Source organism: Natronogracilivirga saccharolytica, assembly GCF_017921895.1.
In the GTDB taxonomy this organism is placed as follows: Bacteria; Bacteroidota; Rhodothermia; order Balneolales; family Natronogracilivirgulaceae; genus Natronogracilivirga; species Natronogracilivirga saccharolytica.
In genome coordinates this window covers 156,020-179,503 of the sequence record NZ_JAFIDN010000002.1, presented here as the reverse complement: position 1 = coordinate 179,503, position 23,484 = coordinate 156,020, and the positions used below count along the sequence as shown (strand labels likewise).

15 protein-coding genes are annotated in these 23,484 nt (G+C 51.5%); 7 read left to right on the top strand and 8 right to left on the bottom strand.

Annotated features, from left to right (window positions below):
- Window positions 1–8: 8 nt before the first annotated feature.
- The 5 genes from argC to NATSA_RS03030 form a co-directional block, all read right to left on the bottom strand.
- Window positions 9–1,073, bottom strand: coding sequence for an N-acetyl-gamma-glutamyl-phosphate reductase (gene argC, locus NATSA_RS03050; protein WP_210510302.1), 1,065 nt, complete (start codon window positions 1,071–1,073; stop codon window positions 9–11).
- Entirely contained in the window at window positions 1,070–2,146 is a 1,077-nt protein-coding gene (locus NATSA_RS03045) for a P-loop NTPase family protein (protein ID WP_210510301.1), read from the bottom strand. The genes argC and NATSA_RS03045 overlap by 4 nt, the downstream gene beginning before the upstream one ends.
- Window positions 2,147–2,174: 28 nt before the next feature.
- Entirely contained in the window at window positions 2,175–3,380 is a 1,206-nt protein-coding gene (gene argG / locus NATSA_RS03040) for an argininosuccinate synthase (RefSeq protein WP_210510300.1), read from the bottom strand.
- A gap of 327 nt (window positions 3,381–3,707) precedes the next feature.
- Complete coding sequence (locus NATSA_RS03035; protein WP_210510299.1) at window positions 3,708–4,691, bottom strand: M14 family zinc carboxypeptidase; 984 nt, start codon at window positions 4,689–4,691, stop codon at window positions 3,708–3,710.
- A gap of 50 nt (window positions 4,692–4,741) precedes the next feature.
- Window positions 4,742–6,166: an alanine/glycine:cation symporter family protein gene (locus NATSA_RS03030; RefSeq protein ID WP_210510298.1), complete on the bottom strand. Its 1,425-nt coding sequence runs from the start codon at window positions 6,164–6,166 to the stop codon at window positions 4,742–4,744.
- Window positions 6,167–6,287: 121 nt separating this feature from the next.
- Between NATSA_RS03030 and NATSA_RS03025 the strand changes: the two genes are divergently transcribed.
- The 3 genes from NATSA_RS03025 (at window position 6,288) to hemW (ending at window position 9,070) form a co-directional block, all read left to right on the top strand.
- On the top strand, window positions 6,288–6,830 hold the full coding sequence (locus NATSA_RS03025; protein WP_210510297.1) for a gamma carbonic anhydrase family protein: 543 nt from the start codon (window positions 6,288–6,290) through the stop codon (window positions 6,828–6,830).
- Between the two features lie 149 nt (window positions 6,831–6,979).
- Complete coding sequence (locus NATSA_RS03020) at window positions 6,980–7,897, top strand: lysylphosphatidylglycerol synthase domain-containing protein (RefSeq protein WP_210510295.1); 918 nt, start codon at window positions 6,980–6,982, stop codon at window positions 7,895–7,897.
- 6 nt (window positions 7,898–7,903) lie between these two features.
- Window positions 7,904–9,070: a radical SAM family heme chaperone HemW gene (gene hemW / locus NATSA_RS03015; protein ID WP_210510293.1), complete on the top strand. Its 1,167-nt coding sequence runs from the start codon at window positions 7,904–7,906 to the stop codon at window positions 9,068–9,070.
- Between the two features lie 5 nt (window positions 9,071–9,075).
- On the opposite strand, the gene NATSA_RS03010 is transcribed toward hemW, so the two are convergent.
- The 3 genes from NATSA_RS03010 to NATSA_RS03000 all read right to left on the bottom strand — a co-directional run bounded on the left by NATSA_RS03010 (window position 9,076) and on the right by NATSA_RS03000 (window position 17,053).
- Window positions 9,076–12,681: a CotH kinase family protein gene (locus NATSA_RS03010; RefSeq protein WP_210510292.1), complete on the bottom strand. Its 3,606-nt coding sequence runs from the start codon at window positions 12,679–12,681 to the stop codon at window positions 9,076–9,078.
- Window positions 12,678–15,206 (bottom strand): T9SS type A sorting domain-containing protein, encoded by a 2,529-nt coding sequence (locus NATSA_RS03005; protein WP_210510290.1) that lies wholly within the window; start codon window positions 15,204–15,206, stop codon window positions 12,678–12,680. Before NATSA_RS03005 ends, NATSA_RS03010 begins: the two co-directional genes overlap by 4 nt.
- 113 nt (window positions 15,207–15,319) lie before the next feature.
- On the bottom strand, window positions 15,320–17,053 hold the full coding sequence (locus NATSA_RS03000) for a T9SS type A sorting domain-containing protein (RefSeq protein ID WP_210510288.1): 1,734 nt from the start codon (window positions 17,051–17,053) through the stop codon (window positions 15,320–15,322).
- A gap of 95 nt (window positions 17,054–17,148) precedes the next feature.
- Here NATSA_RS03000 and trhO point away from each other — a divergent pair, with 95 nt between their 5' ends.
- The 4 genes from trhO to NATSA_RS02980 all read left to right on the top strand — a co-directional run bounded on the left by trhO (window position 17,149) and on the right by NATSA_RS02980 (window position 23,446).
- Complete coding sequence (gene trhO, locus NATSA_RS02995; RefSeq protein ID WP_246481655.1) at window positions 17,149–18,186, top strand: oxygen-dependent tRNA uridine(34) hydroxylase TrhO; 1,038 nt, start codon at window positions 17,149–17,151, stop codon at window positions 18,184–18,186.
- Entirely contained in the window at window positions 18,119–19,171 is a 1,053-nt protein-coding gene (locus NATSA_RS02990) for a pseudouridine synthase (protein WP_210510287.1), read from the top strand. Before trhO ends, NATSA_RS02990 begins: the two co-directional genes overlap by 68 nt.
- 124 nt (window positions 19,172–19,295) lie before the next feature.
- On the top strand, window positions 19,296–19,871 hold the full coding sequence (locus NATSA_RS02985; protein WP_210510285.1) for a hypothetical protein: 576 nt from the start codon (window positions 19,296–19,298) through the stop codon (window positions 19,869–19,871).
- Window positions 19,872–20,299: 428 nt separating this feature from the next.
- Window positions 20,300–23,446, top strand: a complete 3,147-nt coding sequence (locus NATSA_RS02980) for a TonB-dependent receptor (RefSeq protein ID WP_246481653.1) — start codon at window positions 20,300–20,302, stop codon at window positions 23,444–23,446.
- The last annotated feature ends 38 nt before the right edge of the window (window positions 23,447–23,484 follow it).

Here is a 23,484-nt window from a genome sequence, read left to right as displayed (position 1 = left end):
TTTCAGTGTTACAATATTGTCGGGGGAAACATCAGGCCCGTTTCTTCCGGCCAGTCCATCATCAGGTTGAAGTTTTGCACAGCCTGCGAGGCGGCGCCCTTCATCAGATTGTCGATGGCAACGCCGATTACGATATTTCGTCCGTCCTGAACCCATCCGATATCCGCGAATGCACTGCCGGCAACCTGCTTCAGCTCCGGAAGTCCTTCCTGAAGGCGGACAAGCGGGGCATTGTAATATTCTTCCTCAAGCAGATTTCCGGCATGGGCTTCCTCATTGAGAGTCATGGCAAGCGTCATCCAGATTCCACGCACGAAGGGCCCGGACACCGGCACAAAGCGGACATCCGGCAGCCCGGAGGAATCCGCAGATCCTCCTGCTTTTCCGTCACCGGAAACGACTGCAGCCACACTTTGCATCACTTCTGCGATGTGCTGATGACGGTAGACCTTGTAGGCTTTTACGTTTCCGAAACGGCTTGAAAAATGGGTCCCGGCTGACGGGGAGGCGCCCGATCCGGACGATCCAGTAATGCCTGTGGCATCGCAGGATGTAATCAGCCCCTCTTTGACGAACGGCAACAGTCCCAGCTGCATGGCTGTGGCAAAGCAACCCGGATTTGTGATGTGACCGGCAAGCCGGATCTCACTTCGAAACCACTCGGTCAGACCATAAACGAAAGAGGGGATGTTTTCCGGACAGGGATGGGTCCACCCGTACCATTTCTCATACGCTTCTGCCGATTTCAGTCTGAAGTCGGAACTCATGTCAAGGATCCGGCCTTTGTATCCGGCTTTGAGCAGAATCTGTACCACTTCTGCCGACTTTCCGTGGGGGAGTCCCAGGAAGATGGCGTCAGAACTGTCCGTTTGCAGTTCATCAAACCCGGAAATGGGCAGATCGACAAGCGAGTCCATTCCTTTATAGTGATCGGGCAGGGATGACCCGGCCGAACTGGCTCCGTAGAGTCTGGTGATGGTTGCGTTTGGATGACCGTGAAGGATTCGTACAGCCTCCATGCCGGCATAGCCGCTGGCACCTACGACGGATACTTGTGCTTTTTCCTGACTCATATGAACGGCTCTTTTTTTGTTGGAGCAGCAAAAGTGATTTCGGATACCATGTCACCAAGCTTTTGGGGCTCGGCAACCGCATTCACAGCGCGTATTCCAAGGGTGTTCTGGATAAACTGGACACCAACCAGGTTATCGGTAACCGGACCAGTGATGATAGAGATAGCGCTGGTGTACCGTTTCCGGAAAAAATGATCGGCCGACCAGCATCCCATGAAATCCTGCGCGGCAACCACATGGGTCCGGGTGAACTGCATCATTTCCTTATCCATAAGCAGGCTGTCCACACCGTACGCTCCGATGATGCCGTCCCCAAACTCCAGAATGATTGCATCCGGATTAAAACTGTTCAGGTGTTTGATCAGGCCTTTGGCCATCGGCAGGATATTCTTTCCGGTGGTGGACACGAGTCCGGCCATACCAAAATGTGCGGATGCAATGGCTCCGTTTTCCTTCATTTCACGCGTATCCCGCATGAGTGAGGCCCCGGTGAGCTTGGCAGCGGCGACCTTGTATCCCTGCGCCGCCAATTGGCGCACGATCATGGTTGCCGCCATGGTTTTCCCCACATGCATACAGGTTCCGGTAACGGCTATCAGCGGCACGCTTTCGGTGAGCTGATACTCCCATTCTATGGCGTAATCCTGGATACAAGCGTGTTTGAACATGCCCTGGTCTTCTTCATCCGGAATCATGACGGCACCGAGCACCTCAACCCGCATGGCGGGTCCGTGGTCCGGATGGGGCGACTGGCAATGCCCGACAATACCTCCCATATTCAGTATGTGCAGGGTGTCCCCCTTCTTGACGGAACGGGGTATAATACCGCTGTAGCCCCGCAGCGCCTGTCTTTCTCCAAGGGCCCCGATCACAATCTGATCTTTTCCGTAGGGAATGATGGCACCCTCGCTGGTTTCGATTTTATTATAGCGATCTTTAACATCAAGTGTTTTGACAGCAACAAGATATCCTTCCTCAGCTACAATATTTGGTGCCAGCTTCACCGTTTGGTCCAGCTTTACTGAAGCCGAACTTGAAGCGATGATGTCCGCGTTTATTTCTTTAAGTCCCATATGTTCTGAATCACTAAGTATCTTACTGTTACCGGGTTTTGTTATAGATTTGTGTTCGAATGCTGTAGAGCTTGGAGTATGCCCTGGCTTCATTGCCATCCCAACCGCCGGCTTCTTCTCCATAGCTTGCTACTTTATTGTCCATCACACTGTGCGACGATGCCGCCTTTAGCGGAAACAGATTGCCTCGGCATGCATACAGGGTTACCTCACCGGTAACCCGCGCCTGTGTTGAGTTGAAAAAATTCTCGATATCGCGCATGACCGGGTCATAAAACTTTGCTTCGTGCAGCATGGCGCCGTACTGGTCTGCCAGATTATCCTTGAGCTGGCGCTGGTCCTGACTGAGCACCAGTTTTTCAAGCTCCCGGTGAGCCATATAGAGGATAGCTGCTACCGGCGCTTCAAATCCTATCCTGCCCTTGATTCCGAGGATGGTATCGCCAAGGTGCATTCCCATTCCGATGCCGTGATACCTTCCGAATTCGCGCAAGGCTTCCAGCAGCGCGGACGCATCCATATGATGACCGTTTACTGCGACCGGCAGTCCATTGGCAAAATCAATGGTTAACTCCTCGGGTTCATCATCAAGCTCGTGCGGTGGTTTGAGTGAGGGAAATGCTTCAAAGGGGAGTGCCTGATCGCTGGTCAGCGTCTCGGCTCCGCCGATGCTTGTTCCCCAGATCCCTTCATTTATGGAGTATGAGGTCGTTTTTGACGGAATGTCAAATCCGCGCTTTGCCAGATAAGCTGTGGTGTCTTCCCTTGTGAGTCCCTCATCCCGTATTGGTGTGATGATCTCCACATTTTCAAGGCCCGTCTGAAGGGCCACATCAAACCGGACCTGGTCGTTCCCCGCTCCGGTTGATCCGTGGGCAATACGCCTGGTTCCCTGCTCTCTGGCGTATTCCAGAATCATTTCCGCCTGAATGTACCGTTCGGATCCGACACAAAGCGGATAGGTGCGGTCACGCAGCACATTCCCTTTGATCAGATAAGAGAGAATGCGGTCATATAGCGGAGGAAAGCCATCAACACACGCGAATTCGGCCGCACCAAGATAGAGTGCACGTTTCTGGATCTTTTCTTTTTCCGGTCTGGACAAACCGACGCAGTCCACAATCACGGCATGAATATCCGTTTTGAATTTCTCTTTGAGATAGGGAATGCAGAAACTGGTATCCAAACCTCCGCTGTAAGCCAGTACGATAGGATCTTTGGGTTGATTTTTCATTGTGTTAAAAATATTCGATTTATAACGTCACTAGGGAACCTGTAATGTCGCAACATCACTGCTGATATCAAAGGCCGCACGCATCAAGGCAAGTCAAATCAGTTATCTGTGAAAATACCAAAAAAAAAGGCAGAACCCGTGAAGACTCTGCCTTTTGATTTACAAACATTCTGTTGCTGTTCAGACACAATCTCCACACGTACCGTCCGGGCTGCGGCGGCGAATACGGCGACGACGGCGATTGCTGTCGTTTAGCGGATATGTGATCTGAATTAACATGAAATCAAAGAACTGAATAAATCGGCAAAATGTCAATGGCATGATTTTTCAGCGAATCAACTCCAGTGCCGAGCCGATGGTATAGCGCTGGAGCATCATGGCAAGTGACAACGGAAAGGGGCGCAGTCCATACCGGGCTGCCACATTTTCAATACCCTCCCATTTTCCGGCGCCCCTGAGTTCCTCCAGCTCTTCCTTAAGCGCAAGATAGTTCAGCGGCTTTTCGGAATTGCCGGAATGGTTGACAAGGAAAAGCGGCAGCTCCGTAACCATGCACAGCGCATCCGGATTCATTTTCAGATGGAACTCCATGGAACTGTCGTGGAACAGGGATGAGGTTTCTTCATCGCCTTTCTGAAGAAAAAAATCCCGCATGGCCGAACCTTTGGGAGTAGAAGAAAATCCCGGGCCGAAATAATTAAACCCTTTCTCACCGTTGCGGTTATAATCATGCGGAAGCAAACCGTGCAGGGCCATTTGACGATCGTACTTTTGCCTCCATGGCCGAGTGTCCTGCTCCCATTGATCATTAATCAGCAGCAAATATCCCTCGGAGTATGCCATACCGTGAAGGCTGAAATGGATATCCGCTCCGCCGGTACTGTTCCAGAAATCAGTCGCTGCACAGTTTTCCGGCCGCATTTCAGGATAACCGAACTCGATGTCCCTGCCGGGCTTCTCGCGTTTTGCATGCTGAAAGTACGCCGGGAAATCCGGCCATCTGTGCATCCAGGCGCTGTTGGCCTGATCGCCATCAGGGTTGATATGCGGAATGATGATAAAACGGAAAGAACGGAACAGGCTGTGATACTTTCCGGGATGCTGAAGCATGCCCAGGGTCATTTTGTACAGCGTGTTCGGACCAACCGGCTCATCGGCATGGGCACCGGCCATAAGACTCACCTTCAGGTCACCCTCGCCGAAAACAAATCCGAAAATCGGTTTCCCCTGTTCGCTTCTACCAATTTCGTTTTCATGAACGTTGGGCCGGGTCCGGTCAAGCTCTTTCAGAAACCTGTCATAGTTCCACATTAGATCGGGTGTGATGGTCCGGGTCATTTATCACAAGTCACATAACAGCACTACACATCATCATCATCATCGTCGTCATCATCATAACCCGCAAGCTCCTCATCCCGCATGCGCTGAAAATAGTCTTTGGCTGCCCGGTAGACTTTTGGGGAGAGCAGGATGGAGGCCGTCATGGTCGGGATGGCCATCATTGCAAACATTCCGTCAATCAGGCTGATGACTGCCGTAATAGAAGCAACAGAACCCAGAAGTATGGAAAAAATGTAGAAGTAGTTGTAGTAATGCTGCCGCTCGGCGCCAAGCAGGAAGCCGAGGCATTTTGTGCCGTAATACGAGTAGGTGAACATCGTGGTAATGCTGAAAATGATGACACAAAGGATCAGAACATAGACGCCGATGTAGGGAATTCCCTCGGAAAATGCCTGGGCAGTAAGGGTTACCCCGTCGGCGTCGGTGGTCAGCCAGACACCTGTCATCAGAATGGCCAAAGCGGTCATGCTGCAGACAATGATGGTATCGATGAGGGGTTCAAGCATGGCTACAAGTCCTTCCCTGACCGGCTCGCGGGTCCTTGCCGCTCCGTGCGCCATCGCTTCCAGCCCGATTCCCGCTTCGTTTGAAAACGCAGCGCGGCGTATACCAGTGATGATTACCGTACCGACGGCTCCTCCGGCAACAGCCTCACCGGTAAAAGCATCCGTTACGATGAGCGTCAGATAGTAAGGAACTTCGGTGATATTGCTGAGAATAATATAGAGCACCGAAACGACATAAATGAAGACCATGAGCGGTACAAGGCTGGCAGCGACCTGCCCGATCCGCTTAATGCCGCCGAAAATCACCAGCGAAACGACGCCGACAATAATGAGCCCGAGCGTAAAATCGCCCCAGAATGTCGCCTGCTCGGCAACCATGCCGGCGGGAATCATGATTTCGTCACGGACGATTTGTGTGAGCTGATTGGACTGAAACATCGGAGCACAACCAATCAGACCTGCAATGGCAAAAAATACGGCAAGCGGTTTCCACTTTTTACCGAGACCCTCGGTGATGAAGTACATCGGTCCGCCCTGTACTTTCCCCGAAGTGTCCTTGCCCCGGTACATGACGGCGAGTGTACACGTAAAAAACTTGGTCGCCATCCCCACGATCGCACTTATCCACATCCAGAACAGGGCACCGGGTCCGCCCATGACAATCGCGATAGCCACACCGCCAATGTTTCCCATCCCTACCGTGGCGGCAAGCGCACTGGACAGCGCCTGGAAATGATTGATGTCGCCCGGAGCAGTTGGATCCTCGTACTTCCCCGTCAGAATTTCCAGCCCGTGCCCAAAGTGGCGGTAGGGTACAAACCGTGAAAAAATAAGGAAAAAGATACCCCCTCCGAGGAGCAGGGCCAGCAAGGGAAGGCCCCAGGCCGCATCGGCAAATGCTACCGCAATTTTTTCAAACCATTCAAGAAAAGCTGACATAAACCATTTGTTTTTGAATTTGACTATAATAACTATTGATTCTCATTTGCGCAAAAGCATTATTTTCACTCAACCAAAAGACTAATAAAAGGCGTTATCAACCAGTTACACACATTGTTTTATGATATATGAATTTCTGAATGCGCGGCCGGAATTTGACGAAACCTGTTTTGTTGCACCCAGTGCGGATGTAATCGGGGACGTGCGGATGGGCACCGAGTCGGGCATCTGGTTCCATGCCACCGTGCGCGGCGACGTAAATTACATTGATATCGGAAGCCGGACCAATATCCAGGATCATGTCTGCGTGCACGTTACCAATCAGACCGCACCCACCATCATCGGAAATCAGGTTACGATAGGACACAGCGCCGTAATTCACGGCTGCACCATTCACGACCGAGTGCTGGTGGGTATTCGCTCTGTAATTCTGGACGATGCTGTCATCGAGCCGGACTGCATGATCGGTGCCGGCAGCCTGGTCACACCTGGAAAAACCATGCCTTCCGGTTATCTGTGTCTTGGCTCTCCGGCAAAACCTGTCAGGAAACTTACAGACAGCGAACGCAGCTCACTGATCCGGCACGCCGACAACTATGTCACCTATATGCGTGCATATCAGCAAAAAGACCAGTACGAATCCAATCCGTTTTACAGCAGATAGTATTCTGGCTGCACCTCCTGACAGGCCGCATACGGTCCTCTGATGTACAGGTAGTGCAACTTTCTTATATTACCATTCGTTGGGTAATCTTTATTTTGCGGCTTTCGAAAAATTAATTTCTCTCCCGTTTTCCACCAACACAATACACTGTGCGCTCTTTTTTTTCAAAACACCTGAGCAAGATTATAATCTATGGTTCTCTGATCTTTTTGTTGGTCGGACTCTATTATGCAGATTACCTGATCAAGCCGAAGGTGCATGATTACCTGTTCCTTTTCTACTCGGTGCTTTTCCTCTGGGCCGGATTTCTGATTTACAGCGTCTGCTGGGGCAAGGTGCTCGGATCAGAAGTGACGGATATCCGCAACCGCACCGTTATGGCCAGCGCCGGCCTCACCATTTTCGGCAAATATATTCCCGGAAGGCTCTGGGTGCTGCTGGGCCGTTCTGCCTATATAGAAAAGCACAGTGACCACAAACTGGGCAAGCTGTCACTGCTGTCATTCAAAGAGCAAATCATCAGCATTTGGGTCGGATTTCTCCTCGGGCTGATCGGATACAATCTGGCCGGCAACTTTTCAGCCGGGGGCATAACCGGCATGCTCGTGCTGCTTGGGATCACCCCCTTGATTTTCAGCTCCTATCTGCCTGATATCGTAAATAAGGTCATGACCAGAGTCATGAAGCGGGAGGTGAATATTACTCCGCTTGACTGGCACATGATCCGGCGGGTTATTCCCTACAGCCTGCTCAACTGGAGTATCTGGGGGATCGGGTTTTATTTCCTCGTTCAGGCCCTGGTTCCGCATGATGTTCCGCTGCTTACGGGACTCTGTTTTCCGCTGGCCGCCAACATCGGGGTGCTGGCTTTTTTCGCCCCCGGCGGTATCGGCATCCGGGAAACCATGATCGTAATCTATCTGAACCAGCTTGGCATCAGCGTTGCCGAAGCCACCACCATCGCCCTGGCATCGCGGCTCTGGTTTCTGTTCGGAGAGGCGTTTCTCTTTGTTGTTGGAAATGCCGCCCATGTCGCACGATCCCTGTGGCGACCCATCCCCGACTGATTGCCGATGTCCGGAATCTACATCCACATACCTTTTTGCCGGCAGGCCTGTTCGTATTGTGATTTCTTTTTTGTGACGCGGGACCGGCTGATCCCTGCTTTTGTCGATGAACTTGTTGATGAAATCCGCCATCCCTCAGTCCCGGAAACCGGTGCTTCCTCAAAGAATCTCTCTGATATCATCCGCGATTACTGGTTTTCCACCCCGGTGAAAACGCTCTACTTTGGCGGCGGCACTCCTTCCCGGCTTGACACAGCTTCATTTGAGCGCATAGTGGATGCCGTCCGGGACCGTTTCGACCTGTCTGCGCTGCAGGAGTTTACCATTGAGGTCAATCCGGAGGACATTGACCGTGACTGGCTTGAGGGGGCCAGGCAGGCGGGGGTCACGCGGCTAAGTGTCGGTATTCAGTCTTTCCGGCCTGAGTTGCTGGAGTTCATGCACCGGGCGCACTCTTCAGAGCAAGCGCACCGTGCGCTGGAATTGATTGCCGAAGCAAACTTCGATTCGTTCAGCGCAGACCTCATATATGGAAGTCCGGGACAAACACGACGGCAGCTTGAAGAAGACCTGAATCAGCTGTTTCGTCACGAGCCGCCTCACATATCGGCATACTCGCTTACCATCGAACCGAAAACGCGGCTCGGAAAACAGTACGAACTGGGCCGGCTGCAGCCTGCCGAAGGCGATGACGTCCATGAACAGTATCGGTTTATCACATCCGCTCTTGCCGACCGGAACATACACCGGTACGAAATCAGTAATTTCGCAGCGTCCGGCCACAGGGCCGTCCATAATTCATCCTACTGGAGTCACGAAAATTACCTCGGACTGGGTCCGTCCGCTCACTCGTTTTTCCTGCCCGGCTGGCAGGATGAAGCACTCCGCTGGCAGCACCCCCCGGATATTCACAACTGGAGGCAGCCGGCCGAATGTGAAAAGCTCTCCGGCGAAAAACTTGCAGAGGAGCGTATTATGGTCGGGTTGCGAACTACTGACGGTGTGGAGCCCGGGACTTTGTATGACAGATACGGCTATGACCTGTCGGAAGCGCAGTGGGAATGCATCGGACAATTTCGTGAAAAAGGCCTGATGGAGCCGGGAAACACGCTGCGTCTTACTGACAGCGGATTTGCTGTTGCCGACAGCATTACACTCAGACTGCTTTCATAATGATACTATTTCAGAAGTGTCATGGTTCCGGACCTGACAACATCCCCGGCCTCGAGGTGATAAATATAAACCCCGCTTGCCAGCCCCGTTCCGTCAAAAGTAACGTCATGACTCCCTGCGGTCTGCTTGCCGTCAACCAGCGTGACAACCCGGCGGCCGATGGAGTCGTAGACGGAAAGCCGGACATTTGTTTCCTCGGGCAGACGGTAAGAAATGACCGTTACCGGATTGAATGGGTTGGGATAGTTTTGCTTAAGCTCTACCCGGGACGGAATTTCTGAATCCGGTCCTTCGGGATCTTTCCCATCAGGATCCGCCCCCGTAAGTCTGTCGGGCTGTACCGATATGTCTGACACACCCAGCCATGACCGTGACCCGTCAACCGGATCCGTCCGCTTCCCCGAGTAATAATAGCGCCAGAATAATTGTACAAGCGGTTTGTCGATGAGATGTCCGGGAAGATAATGAGGACCCATCTTTGCGGATTCGCCGTCAGCCTGCGGTTTGTAAGTCACAGGATCGCCCTCCGCGTCAGTGACATCATGAAACGGCCCGGAATCGCCGATGCGGTACTGAAGCCTGAGGTGGTATCTTCTCGAATTTTCCGCATGAGTCAGGCCGGTCCAGGACACCGACACGGTGTTTTCCTCCACATCGCGCGTATCCAGATTAAGCAACGCGCCTCCCAGGCGTCTGCCGGGGTAGCCTTCATTTCCGTCCGGATGAGAGGTGTTTATGAACGCGAAGCCCTCCGATCCGTGACCGGTCACCCTTGTCCGTGATTGCAAATGAAACAAACCGGATGTCTCACCCTCAATCTCAGCATCCAGCCGGGGCTCTTTGTGATCCATGTATACAAACGCCAGGGAGGGTGGATGTGCGCCTGCGGTTGTATCGGCAGGCCATTCCTCAAACCGGTATTCCCCCGAGGCAAGAACATGGGGTTTCGGCTCAATAACCTGATCATTATCGGGCTCGAACACCGCCTTTACATGCACCTCGCCCTCCGTCACAGCATCACCTGAAAGAGAAAGCATCAGCGTGTCAGTATGCTGCGGTTCTGTATAATCTCCGGAATTTTCTTTTTTCTCCCAGTGGGAGAACTGGTGCCCGGGCCAGGCCCTGGCAACGAGTTTCACAGGAACCTCTTCAAAATATACGCCATCCCACGGATATACATCTGCTTCGGAACCAACATCATCCACAGGCAGCCTGCGCTGGCGCTTTGTATCATAAAGTTGCTCATTGCCGGCTCCTGCCGACTGGTTGGATGGCGGTACAACCCCCGGTGTCTCCGGCAAAAGATCAATGCTTTCAACCTGCACATAGCCGCTGCCGGCATCGCTCACATCCACCGTAAGGGTTACAGTGGGGCCGGTTCCGAGATGCTCCTTGATGTGATTGCGAACGTGGTCCGGGCGCAAATCTGCAAAAGAAAGCATATTCCCAACAGCTCCCTGCCAGCTTTCTTTGCTTTGTGGCCGTTCCCACCGCCCGATATGCTCTTCGATTTCAGGTCTGACCACATCGGCCATACTGCTGACTATCTCTTTTACTCTTTCCGGACGGAAGGTTGTGTTCAGATGTCCGGCCATGCGGTTGACAAATTTCCTGTGAAATTCAGGGCTGTCAAGAAGATTGCGAAGCAGTTCGTTGGGCCAGGCTTCCCCCGTACGGGGATTGACCTCTCGCAGGAGCCAGTCAAGAAGATCGTAGTTCGGAAGGGCAAAATAGTTGAACAGAGCCATGGACCGGTCGGTATCAACAAGCATCCATCGCCAGCGGCCGTCATGACCTGCCGGCGCATCAGGCCGGTACTCCGTTCTGAGCCGCCAGAAATCGATGTTGTTGTGAGGCCAGTCGTCGTTTCCGAACCAGACCTGAGCCGTGTAATAGTCCAGCAGGTTATCCATATCAATCCGCTTCAGAATCCTCTGGTACTGTTCGGGATCCGACATATCCTCTTTTACAAAAATATCCCTGGTTTCACGGTAATGCAGGCTGTCGCCCTCCTTGGGCCGCATATGGTCGTCAAGCAGGTCAATATTTTCTTCATCCACGCCGGCAACCCTGCCGATCAGGTGCCGGTCGTACCTTTCGCGGAAGTTCTGGATGCCCCAGTATTCTCCGTTGATAAATACAAGTGCCGGCCGGTAGGCCTGGGTCTTGAAATTCATGTGGCGCACCACAGTCTGGGAAGCGGCATCGCGAAACATGGTTTCAACCCAGTCATTGCCGGAGTTGCGCAACAGCAGCCGGTTGTATGAATAATAATCCTGATCCGGAAATACCGGATAGTGAAAACGGTCGTCGCCGTATTCCGTCCTGGCGTAAAGGCGCAGGCTTTTTTGCGGGCCCTGGCGGGAAAATCCGCCGTGAATGCGGATGCCCGCGCCCTGATCAAATGCGACACTGCCGTCTCCTTCAAACATGGTGACATGCGATGGGGCCTCCCAGTCGCGCCCCCTCATCCGGTAATTGCCGTGGCCCGGACGGGGATCTTTTTCATAGTGAATGCCCGGGACATAAATGCCCTCCTCATGCCCGAAAAAATTCATACTGTCCGATACCACCGAAACTACCGGAAAGGAGTACCTTTCTGCGCCTTCGTCAAATACGAAATAGGTCTTTGTGATTTCTTCTGGCAGGTAACCGGGTCGAGTGACAAGGAACCGCAGCACGGTCCCCTTGGCAACAGGATGATCCGGCTTTGTGAAATGAAGGTTATGACCGTCCATCTCGGTCGTGCGGATAGTGGAAAATGCATTGGGATCATCAGACCGGTCACGTATGGGGATTTCCTGGCCGGGCTCCAGCTTCTTCGACGAGCTGTCCGGACTGTCCCCATTCAAAGTGTAGTAAATAGTGGCCTCAGGATCATTATGCGCCACTTCAAGTTTAAAAGCGCTCGTGTGAAACCCTTGAGGGTGTGAAAACGACGGTGGACCCAGCCGGTCGCGGTAGGCTTCGGTGGTATTGGGGGCGCCCGGTGTTGCCTCGCGGAAAAAATACCATTCGCCGGTTCCGTCCGGCTTGCGGCCGAAGGAGTGATCGCTGTTCAGATGTACCGGCGGGATGGAATCGATCCGCTCACCGGTAATCACATGGCTGAGAAGCAGCGGCTCTCCAAGACGGTTAATCGCAAAATTGGCATGCAACGGCCTGCCCGGTTCGGTGCGGTCTTTCCCCGACGCCCAGATCAGCAGAAAATCTCCCGGAGCAATGGTCGTGTCCGGAAGCATCCATCGCCACGGGTCTTCCGGGTCATCAGAAAGTGCCAGATGTTCTGTTGAAACGGGTTCGCTGCCGGTATTAACCAGTTCAATCCAGTCCTCAAAATCGCCGTCCTCATCACTGGCGGTCAGATTGTTGGATGACATGAATTCGTTTATCCGGACATTTTGATTCTGTCGGGCACCATCATATTGACCATGGGCCGGTTCATCAAGCCCGTGATGCCCGTGAGCATGTTCACCATGACTTTGCCGATCAGACCTTTCACCCGCTACTCCGTCATAGGCAGACTGATGATCCAGAGCCAGGGAACTCATGGCCACCGAAAAAAGCAGAATGAACACCATCATTACCGGAAAGCCGCCCCTATCGATCATTTCACCAGTGTCATTTTGCGGGTAATGGTTTTGCTTCCTGCCTGAAGGTGATATAAATAGACTCCGCTTCCAAGACCGGGATGATCGCGTATGTCCAACCGTGTTCTGTGCCTTCCGGCCTGCAAATAGTCATCCACAAGGGTAGTCAGCAGGCGGCCGGTAACGTCATAAACCCGGAGCCTCACCGGCATGGATTCCGGGAGGTCAAACTCAATTTTTGTCTCCGGATTAAACGGATTGGGGTAGTTTTGATGCAGGACAACCCGGGAAGGCAGCTGGTCTTCTGTTTCCGAGCCCACCGGGTCCAGTACTCTGATGGTATCCATTCCCTCGTGATTAATAGCATACTGATGCTCATCAATACGAAGCTCATCAATGCGAAAATGAATGTAACCCTCATTTTCGGGCACAAACCTGATGTTGAGAATATCTCCCGGGTTAAGAGGGTCTTCCAGGGGTTCCGATGAGGCATAAGCCAGCCGCAGCTTTTCTTCATTCCATTCATACCTCCAGCCATCACGTCCGCCAGACAGGCTGTTTCCGAATATATCCACAATATCAAGCTGTATCGGATCACCTTTTCCCGTACCTCCTCCTTCGGGCGGATAATCGATAGCCAGCTCCAGATAGAGCGAGTGTATCGCCTCGTCACGGGCTCCGGAAACGGATAAAACCATATCCGCCTCCAGGTCCAGAAACAGGAGGTCCGTATCAATATTCAACGCAGCGGTGATGGTATCTTCTGTAAGCGCCTTTATTTCCCGGCCAGCCGTGACAAGATCATTATCGCCGGGTTCGTGCTGAGTGAACCGGGACCACTCCGGACCCAATCCGTTGCGGTTTTCATCCATCGGAAATCCACGAATCCGGTTGTCAAGCAAGCGGAAAACCTTGCCCGCATCATAATGGCCGATGCGGCCGCTTCTGGAAAGATCGTTCTGGAAATAGGCGGAAACCGGCAGGTCGGCCGGATGCAACGCATTTTCAAGCATCAGCAGGGCATCTTCATCCGTCAGCTCGCCGTCGCCGGAAAGATCGCCGTATATGAGGCGCTCGATGACCGGGCCGCTTCCATCCGGATCCGTTCCGGCAAGCAGCTCAAAACGGTTCAGCGGTGCCGAACTGTTCAGATTGATCACTGCCATGCCCAGCCATTCAAGATCCTGCCAGTGAAAAGGCAGTGCCAGTTTTTGCAGGGTGGAATCCTCCGGAGTCACAATATGCTCGGTAATTTCGCCGGACTTCTTTTTTGCGAGCAGCCCGATTCCGAGCGGAGTGTCACTGTTGAACAGCGCCAGGGCAACTTGTCCGGCAACATGCAATTCACCGGCATGAAATTCGAAAAAGCGTCCGGCATGATGCGGAACCGTAGCCTGGTTATAGGGCATATGCGGGATGGAGTCAAAACTGCCGAAAAATACAGGATCGGGATACTCAGCGGAGGCGGCAAATCCGTACCCTCCGCTCTCTGCGGCACGGTTGCCGGATGCCATGTGCCACAGGTAGTTTCTGATCAGGGTGGATTCGAGGCTGGTCTGCCCGTCGCCAAAACCGTTATTATGAGCTTCAATAACCTCACTCATGGCTGACGTCATGGCGATGTTTTTTCCCGGATAGGCCCGGCCGATCACATCCCAGACATCCACCCAGAAGCCGGGTCCAAAATACTCATGATAGTGGAGCATGAAAGTGACATGGCTGTATTCGACAGGAAACTTGGTCTGCGGATTACCGAAAATTCCCGCTGAGCCCTGAATGTAGTTGCGGTAGTCATTGACATTCGGAAATACGACATCCTCCATCATGGTTGCGTCCATTTCCGTCCATTCAAAGGATCCGGCGTCACCGCTCAGGCAGTTTGTGGCGTACTGGATGGCATGCTTGAGTTCGTGCGCGATGGTAACCTTCAGGGCGCCCAGTATTTCATTCTTGATCGTGCCCTTATATGATGATTCCTCGTTGTCGTTATTCTGGAATCCGGGATCGTCAAAGGTGCTGTTGATGAACAGCGTGTCCGGCGATGACGGGTTGAAGTAACCAAACACTTTGTTTCCCGATCCGTCTCTGATATCACCAAAACGAAGATGCATCCGGGGCAAAATCGAGTCTCCGCATACGGACTGATCGAGCGGATCTGCATAACCGAGTTGCTCCACCTGATACCGGTAAGAGGAATCGGCGTACTGGGCAGCTTTTACAATATAGTCGGGCACCCCCTCCGGACCGATGCCGGTTTCATCACTCCAGACACTGTCGGCGCCTTCCGTCTGGTAATGAAGCCGGAAGATGCCGGACTCCGACTCGTAGACATGATCGTCAAATGCAGCCATGCGGGACTGCATCTCCTTCAGTCCGGCCATGGTTTCATGCCGAAAGGATGCAGACATGGCTGCATGATCCGGCTTCTGATCTGCTTCGTCCAGAAAAACCGGTGTAAGACAACGGACAACATCCTGGCCTGATACCGGTGATACCGTGATTCCGGAGAGAAAAGTGACGATTATGATTGCGATAAAGATTTTCATCTGGCAGGTTACCGCATATGGATACCGACGCGGGTGTCTGGTGGCTGTACCAGTCTGCAACGGGAGTTGCAAATGGTCGTTAAATCTGAAAATACAAACAAATAAGGTCAGTCTCAGCGAATAAACGTCATTTTGCCGCTTTTTCTGACCGGACCGGCATGCACCCTGTATATGTAAACGCCGCTTGCAAGATTGCGCGGCTCAAAGGAAACAACATGCCGCCCCGGATCCGCTTCATCATCAAAAAGAACAGCTACCTTCCGGCCGGCGGCATCATAAACGGTTATGGTTACATGCTCCCGTTCGGGAAGAAGAAATACAATGTTTGTCCCCGGATTGCCCGAAGTCGAAAACGGATTGGGATAATTTGATTCCAGAGCAAATTCTTCGGGGACGGTTTTGATACTCAGCTCAACTTCATAATTCAAAGCCTGTTCCGGATCGGCATTAACCAGCGCCACTAAAAACGAATCCGTGTTGGATGCCAGAAATGGCGAAACAGCCCCGGTTGTGGTTTCTGAACCTGACGGAATCAGCCATTCTGCAGTACTGCCGTCTTCCTTGTAGGCCAGTACTCCCACCCCCATATTCCCACTGCCGTGTTCCGCCGTGATCTGCAGGTTACCTGTTTGTGACGATGCCGGATAGAACATGCTGTATGTTGCGGACAGGCGATCAAGACTGCCTGTGCCGGTGTACGGCTCAGGGACAGGTCCCCGGTTTTCTGTTACAGAAGCATCCGGATAATCGACGGACTCTGAAAAACCGTAGTCAGGCGATGTCCGGGCCCCTGACGCCGCGTGCCAGAGATGATTTCTGATAAACAGGGTAAGGAAATCGCCGCTTTCTGTGCGGACCGGCATGTCCTGTGCACGGTTATTATTGTAACTATCATCCGCCATCGCCATGCGCATTGCCCGTATCATGGGGCTCAGGGGTTCATCCCGGATGATTTCCCAGGTATCGACCCAGAAATCAATGCCGAGCTCTTCCGCATAAAAAAGCGACCAGGTGACGTGGCTGTAGGCGACGGGCGTCGACCGCCGCGGATTGCCGAATATGCCGGATGTTCCGCCAATATAGTTGTAGTAATCATTCACCTCAGGAAATACGACGTTTTCCATCATCGTGGCATCCATTTCCACCCAGTCAAAACTGCCGGCATCTCCCTGCAGGCAATTGGTCGCATACTGAATGACATGCTTGAGCTCATGTGCAACTGTCGCTTTCAGGGCGCCCTTCACGTTGCCGTCCGGATCCGTATTTTCCGGAAACCCCTCAAAGTTGTTGTGAACGGTAAACTGAAAAGGCGTATTTGGATTGAATTCGCCATAGGCGTTGAAACTTCGGTACCTGATGGTGATAACGGTGTCCTGCCAGGCGCCGGACCGGTTGCCGCACTCTTCGCCGTGGTTGCGAGTGGGGTCAACAAAGCCCATATCCACCACCTGGCGCTCAAAAGCATAGTCGGCGTAATCGGCCGTCCATTCCACAAAATCCGGAACTCCCGTTCCTGTAAGATCCTCCGCCGGGACCGCACTGAAGCCGCTTGTCAGGTATTCAATCCGGAACCTGCCCGACTTTGAGTAATAAAGCTCAAGATCCTGCAGCATATCTGCCGGAACCGTTTTGCCGGGCTCCTCGCTCAATGCAGGATCAGTTCGTCCGGGATCTTCCTCCTGAAGCAGGATATAAGGTGTCATGCATTTCACCGGCTCCGCACTTATTTCCTTTCCGGGACCGATCTGAGGGCTTTTCCGGGCGGACTGTTGTTCCTGGCGTACGTGGTCGCTGCTCCATCCTCCGGACAAAACCAGCAAAACTAAACCCGATATGAATGAAAGCATGAGGAAAGCGATGAATTAACAGTAGAGATGGAACTTAAATTACTAAATTTACCGGCAATTATGACATTTTTCCCCTTGTACCAATCTGATTTGTAATGCGTTATCTTTCCACTTCTTACGACCTTGTATACTTTCAAACTTTTTTCGAACCAACGCACCTCGGAACAATGCAGCAGCAATATCGGGTTATACTGTATTACAAATTTGCCAGCCTCGCTGAGCCGGAGCACTGGGTGGCTGAGCACAGGGAGTGGTGCCGTGATCATGGCCTTAAGGGACGGGTTTATATCTCCGAAGAGGGGATCAACGGTACACTTGGCGGAACAACGGAGCATATCTCTGCCTATAAACATTTTCTCTGGTCTAAAAAAGGATTTGAAGATACCGTGTTTAAGGAAGATGAATGTGACCACATACCCTTTGCGCGGCTGAGTGTCAAATATCGTCCGGAAATCGTCTCATTGCATGCCGGCACAGAGCTGGATCCGGTTACTGACGGAGGCAATCACCTGCAGCCGGAAGAGTGGCGGCGATTGATGGAATCCGGCGAAGAGTATGTGATGATTGATGTCCGGAATCAATATGAATCAAGAATAGGTCATTTTGAAGGCACTTTGAAACCAAAAGTCGACCAGTTTTATGATTTTCCGAAATGGCTGGATGAATCCGGCATCGAAAAGGATAAAAAAATCCTGATGTACTGTACCGGCGGGATTCGCTGTGAGAAGTTTTCGGTCCTGATGAAAAAGAATGGGTACAGCGACGTGAATCAGCTGCATGGCGGAATCCTCAATTATGCCCGAAAAGAGGGAGGAAAACATTTTCGCGGAAAGTGCTTTGTTTTTGACGACCGTCTCGTTGTGCCCGTGAATCCGGAGGAGCAGGATCCCGTAAGCTACTGCGATATTACCGGCGAGCCCTGCGATATGTACATCAACTGCGCCAACATGGAGTGTAACAGGCTGTTCATCTGCTCTGAGAAGGGCGCCGCGCTGATGGAAGGATGCTGCAGTGAAGCTTGCCGCCGGCATCCGCATAAGCGGCCTTTCGATCCCGAAAAAGCATATGCCCCGTTTCGCCGGTGGTATCACTATTTCGACAGGTCGTTCAAGAGCAGAGCTGATGGACAGTGAGAACGGAATCATTCCATTCACTGACGGTTTGTTTCGCAAAGTGAGAATAGCAGCTCCCTATCGCCGCTATATGACCTGTCGTGTAAAAAGCCATGAGGCGGGTCTTGAAATTATCCGCTTTCTCAGACTCAGGTTTCCTTTTCGATCCCGCGACCAGTGGATTGAGAGGCTGCTCAGCGATTCGGTTTCCCAGGGCAGACGCATACTGCGGCCCGGCGACCAGATTGCCGCCAATCCCCATCTGACTTTTTTCTCGCCGTCATATACAGAACCATCCGTCCCGGATGAAACAGTTGTACTCGAAGAATCAAAGGACTATCTGCTTGTGTACAAACCGGCCCCGATGCCGGTGCATCCTGGCGGCCGTTATAACAGAAATACACTCACTTCCATACTTGAAGGGTTCGGGTATCAAAAAAGCCGGACGAAAATATTGCACCGGCTTGATGCGGTCACATCCGGCATCATCCTTTTCGGACTGAATAACACCTTTGCAAGGAACATTCAGTCTGCTTTTGCTTTCGGCACTGTAACCAAATCCTATCTCTGTGTTGTCTCCGGCAATCCGGATCAGGACCGGATAACCATTGACAGGCCGGTGCGAAGAAGCCACGGATTCCGGTTTAAAATTTCGGCGGACGGAAAGCCTTCACAAACTCATTTTGAAGTACTCAAACGCGGCGCCAGTACATCCATTGTAAAATGTACGCCGGTGACCGGACGTACGCATCAGATACGGCTCCACCTTCGTGAGTGGGGACATCCGGTTGCGGACGACCCCGTTTACGGATTCGGAACCGGCATCAGCAACCCTGAAAATTCATCCGGACCCTGCTCAGCGCAAAATAATCACGGAGAGAACTCAGCAGACGCAATCCAGAACACCGGTATTTCGTTGCTTCATTACAGACTTCACTTTCCGGATTTATCCCTGGACTGCAATCTATTTGACTTTTTCTCCCGGCCCGATGGTTTACATTTTTAACCCAAATGCAGCCTGGATGCAAAACCTGAATGCATAACGTTGCTCCCAGGATTTATCACCTTCGGTTCAGCAACTCATCTGCTCACAATTTTGCCTTTACGGCCGGATAGCAGTAAGTTTCAATATGATTCTACGCAATGTCATAGGCCTGGTTTTTATTGCATCGATGATGAGTTCATGCAGTATTTTTGATACGCGTGAGCCGGATGAACCCGGATCGACTACGGTACCGGTATTCATACAGCCGGACCGGCCGCAGGATGTTGTTCAAAATCTTGAAAATGCTATCCGGGCAATGAATCTGGACAATTACAGACGAAGTCTTTCTCAGGAGCTGTTTCAATATGAACCATCATCCGAGGCCCAAAGCAGCAATCCCGACCTTTGGCATGGGTGGGGTTTTTCAGAAGAAGAGACCTACTTCAACAACATGAGGTCCGAAGCCGAGGGATTAAGCGGTCACGATATTGAGCTTCAAAACAGGTCTCAGGTCCGGGTCGACTCGGATATTGAGGAGTTTCAGGCGGATTACACCCTTACTGTCGAACACAACCGGCAGGGCCTGCCCACTGAGGCCCGGGGAACCATGAGATTGCAGATCAGCCGGGAAGAAGACGGCATCTGGGAGATTATTTCCTGGGAAGATGCCTCCGACGGCAGCGATTTCACATGGAGTGATTTCAGGGCTGCCTTTTTCTGATACACTTCAGAAGGCCTTGATCACATGATCCGCGGCAAGAGGGTATTGCGTCTTTAAAAATCTCTTCTCCATAATGACAGACGTAAGACTATGGCATTTTTAAACATGCGCCTGCATGTCAGAAATGGCGGCCTGTCATGGGAATTTCATGGTAACATTTTGATGACCTATTGGTAACTGTTCGGAAATATACAATCGGGTAGCTTTCATTAGCCAGCATGCAGTAAAACCTAGCATGCAGTAAAACCTGATGCAGTAAAACCCGCATGAAGTTTAAACCGGTAAACACAAGTGTATCATTTCCGGTCAGGAATCGATAACGGTTAATCAAAAATAAAGACACAACCATGAAACACATTCTACTTACAGTCTTCTTTTTAACATTTATTCCGTGCTATCTGTTGGCACAGGGAGTAACTACCTCCGCTATGTCGGGGACAGTAACTGATGACAATCAGGAACCTTTAATTGGAGCAACAGTCCTTGCCACACATATCCCATCAGGAACACAATATGGAGCAGCTACAGACCGCAACGGGCATTTCCGAATTCCCGGCATGCGTGTCGGCGGTCCCTATAACGTTCGTGTTTCCTATACCGGATACAGCTCATACGAACTGGAAAACCTGTCCTTAAGGCTCGGTGAAACAGAACGCCGCAACTTTGAGCTTTCAGAACAAATTATTGATATGGATGCCATTACTGTAACGGCTACTGCCGGGTCAGCCGGGCAAAACTCCGGGACCAGCACCCAAATTTCATCTCGCAATCTTGAAGATCTGCCCACCCTGGACCGGGGCTTGAACGACTTCCTGCGACTTACTCCACAATCAAGTGCTTACGGTGGCAGCGGAATCACTTTTGCCGGCATGAATAACCGATATAATGCACTCTATATTGACGGGGCCGTGAATAATGATGTTTTCGGACTTGCTGCCTCCGGAACCCACGGAGGACAAACCGGGATTTCCCCATTCAGCCTGGACATTGTAGAGCAGGTTCAGACCGTAATTTCTCCTTATGATGTCTCTATGGGAGGCTTTGCCGGTGGAGGAATTAATGCCGTTACGAAATCGGGTACGAATACATTTTCGGCATCCGCCTACAATTATGTTCGAAATGAAAATCTGGTCGGCAAAACCAACCGGGTACAGGCTGACCGGCTTGGCGTTGACCCTGAACAGGTTGAAGACTTCACCGAAAGGCAGTTCGGAGTCTCTGCCAGTGGTCCGATCATTGAGGACCGGTTATTTTTCTTTACAAACGTAGAAGTCCAGAGGGATGCTACGCCGGCACCATTCAATGTTCAGGAATACACCTCTCATGATGAACGCGCCAGTACAGGTGATCTTGATCGTCTCAGAGAACATCTTTTAAATACCTATGACTACGATCCGGGAACATTCGGAAACACTTCCAGAGACCTGGACGGACTTAAGTTTTTCGGTAAGCTGGACTTTAACATCAGTCCGAACCACTTTCTGACTCTGCGCCATCAGTATACCAAGGCTGAACAATTCAGCCGCAGAGCCGGCAGCAGCTCCAGAATCAACTTTTCTAATAACGGTGTTTACTTCCCGAGTGTAACCAATTCTTCGGCCATTGAACTTAATTCCATTTTCGGCCAAAATCACTCAAACAATCTGACTTTGAGCTATGTAAGAGTAAGAGACGACCGCGGCACACTTGGAGACCGTTTTCCGTATGTCAGTATCGCTGACGGCGGAGGAGGTTCAATTGAATTTGGCTCTGAACAATTTTCCACCGCCAACCAACTGGATCAGGACATATTCACCCTGACCAACAATTTCCAGATTTTCCGGGGCAACCATACGATAACCCTTGGCACTCATAATGAGTTTTACAGCATTTACAATTTGTTCCTCAGACAAAACTTCGGGTATTATGAGTTTGACAGCATCGATGATTTCATTAATAATGAAGCTCCCAGCTTCTATACCCGGACTTACGCACTGGACGGTGACGGCGCAGCAGACTTTAATGCCATTCAGTTTGGTCTGTATGCACAGAACGAATGGATGGTAAACGACAACCTGACACTTACCGCCGGGCTGAGACTTGACCTGCCTTACATTCTTGATGATCCCGTTGAAGACAGTTACTTCAACAACACTGCGCTTCCCGCAATTCAGGAGGCCTATGATATCGCCGAAAACACCCGTGCCGGCAGCGCCCCTGACGGGCAGCTTATGTTTTCACCACGACTGGGCTTCCAGTATGCAACCGGAAGCAGATTTGACAACGTCATTCGCGGTGGCCTGGGACTGTTTACCAGCAGAATCCCGTTTGTCTGGCCCGGAGCCATGTTCACAAATAATGGACTGACTGCAGGGGGAGTGAGTTTGAGTGATCTTGATGATGATTTCCGATTCATTGCCGATCCCGACGGTCAGCCGACCAACCCACAGTTTGTCACTCCGTCGGGTCAGATGGATCTCTTTGTCGAAGATTTCAAGTATCCCCAGATTTTCAGAACCAATCTGGCAACCGACTTTACTCTTCCAGGTGATATAACAACAACGCTCGAGGCTATTTATACCAAAACCATCAACAATATCACCTACACAAATGTCAACTCTGATCCAACTGTTGACTTCAACTGGACCGGAAGTGCAGATAACAGGCCTGTTTATGTCGGCGAAAGCATAGATCCGACTTATAACGCGGTATATCTTGCAAGCAACACCTCAAAAGGATATACATACAACTTGTCTGCTTCCTTCGCCAAAAATTTTGACTTCGGACTGAATGCCACCCTGGCTTACTCTTACGGTGATGCCAGAGCACTGTCAGAAGGAACATCATCACAGAATTCATCCCAGTGGCGAGGGCAGGTTAATGTAGACGGGCGGAATAATCCTGATTACGGCAGATCGGATTTTGCTGCCGGGCATCGCTTTATCAGTGCTCTTTCATACAGGCACCAGTGGACCAATTCCGGAAGTATGAGCACTACATTCTCTTTGTTTATGAATGCCCAGTCCGGAATTCCCCACTCTTATGTCATAGGTGGATTTGATGCGAGAAACCTGAATAATGAAACCGGAAGCACGGGCCGAAATCGTTCACTGGCCTACATTCCTGGGTCTTTTGGCGACATTAACCTTGTTGATTACGAATCAAACGGACAGACAATTACCGCAGCGGAGCAGTGGGAACGACTGGACAACCTGATCGAAGATGACCGGTATCTCAGAAACAACCGTGGTCAATATGCTGAAAAAAATGGCGCATGGGGACCGTTTACTGCCTTATTTGATGTTGGCATCCGGCAGGAGTTCGGTTTGTTGATGGGCGGCCAGATGCATCGTTTCCAGGTTTCCGCCGATATTCAAAATGTTGGTAATCTGCTGAACAGCGAATGGGGTACGAATTATGCCATCCCCGGAGATTTCAACAATTACTATCTGTATAATTTTGAAGGATATGCAGAAGATGGCACCACTCCTGAGTTTACATTCAGGGATGGCGAAACCGGTGTTGACCGGTATGATATTGACGGCGGCAGTTCCAGATGGCGTATGCTGTTCGGAGTCCGGTATCTTTTTAACTGATTGCTAAAACACAAAGAGTTCTATTCCAGCAGGCCGCT

What these genes read in the sequence shown, in the direction of transcription:
- NATSA_RS03000 (WP_210510288.1), bottom strand. Translation starts at nt 17,053, where the DNA reads ATGCTTTCATTCATATCGGGTTTAGTTTTGCTGGTTTTGTCCGGAGGA.
- argG (WP_210510300.1), bottom strand. Translation starts at nt 3,380, where the DNA reads ATGAAAAATCAACCCAAAGATCCTATCGTACTGGCTTACAGCGGAGGT.
- NATSA_RS03030 (WP_210510298.1), bottom strand. Translation starts at nt 6,166, where the DNA reads ATGTCAGCTTTTCTTGAATGGTTTGAAAAAATTGCGGTAGCATTTGCC.
- NATSA_RS02990 (WP_210510287.1), top strand. Translation starts at nt 18,119, where the DNA reads ATGCCCCGTTTCGCCGGTGGTATCACTATTTCGACAGGTCGTTCAAGA.
- NATSA_RS03010 (WP_210510292.1), bottom strand. Translation starts at nt 12,681, where the DNA reads ATGATCGATAGGGGCGGCTTTCCGGTAATGATGGTGTTCATTCTGCTT.
- argC (WP_210510302.1), bottom strand. Translation starts at nt 1,073, where the DNA reads ATGAGTCAGGAAAAAGCACAAGTATCCGTCGTAGGTGCCAGCGGCTAT.
- NATSA_RS03025 (WP_210510297.1), top strand. Translation starts at nt 6,288, where the DNA reads ATGATATATGAATTTCTGAATGCGCGGCCGGAATTTGACGAAACCTGT.
- NATSA_RS03045 (WP_210510301.1), bottom strand. Translation starts at nt 2,146, where the DNA reads ATGGGACTTAAAGAAATAAACGCGGACATCATCGCTTCAAGTTCGGCT.
- NATSA_RS02985 (WP_210510285.1), top strand. Translation starts at nt 19,296, where the DNA reads ATGATTCTACGCAATGTCATAGGCCTGGTTTTTATTGCATCGATGATG.
- NATSA_RS03005 (WP_210510290.1), bottom strand. Translation starts at nt 15,206, where the DNA reads ATGAAAATCTTTATCGCAATCATAATCGTCACTTTTCTCTCCGGAATC.
- hemW (WP_210510293.1), top strand. Translation starts at nt 7,904, where the DNA reads ATGTCCGGAATCTACATCCACATACCTTTTTGCCGGCAGGCCTGTTCG.
- trhO (WP_246481655.1), top strand. Translation starts at nt 17,149, where the DNA reads ATGCGTTATCTTTCCACTTCTTACGACCTTGTATACTTTCAAACTTTT.
- NATSA_RS03035 (WP_210510299.1), bottom strand. Translation starts at nt 4,691, where the DNA reads ATGTGGAACTATGACAGGTTTCTGAAAGAGCTTGACCGGACCCGGCCC.
- NATSA_RS02980 (WP_246481653.1), top strand. Translation starts at nt 20,300, where the DNA reads ATGTCGGGGACAGTAACTGATGACAATCAGGAACCTTTAATTGGAGCA.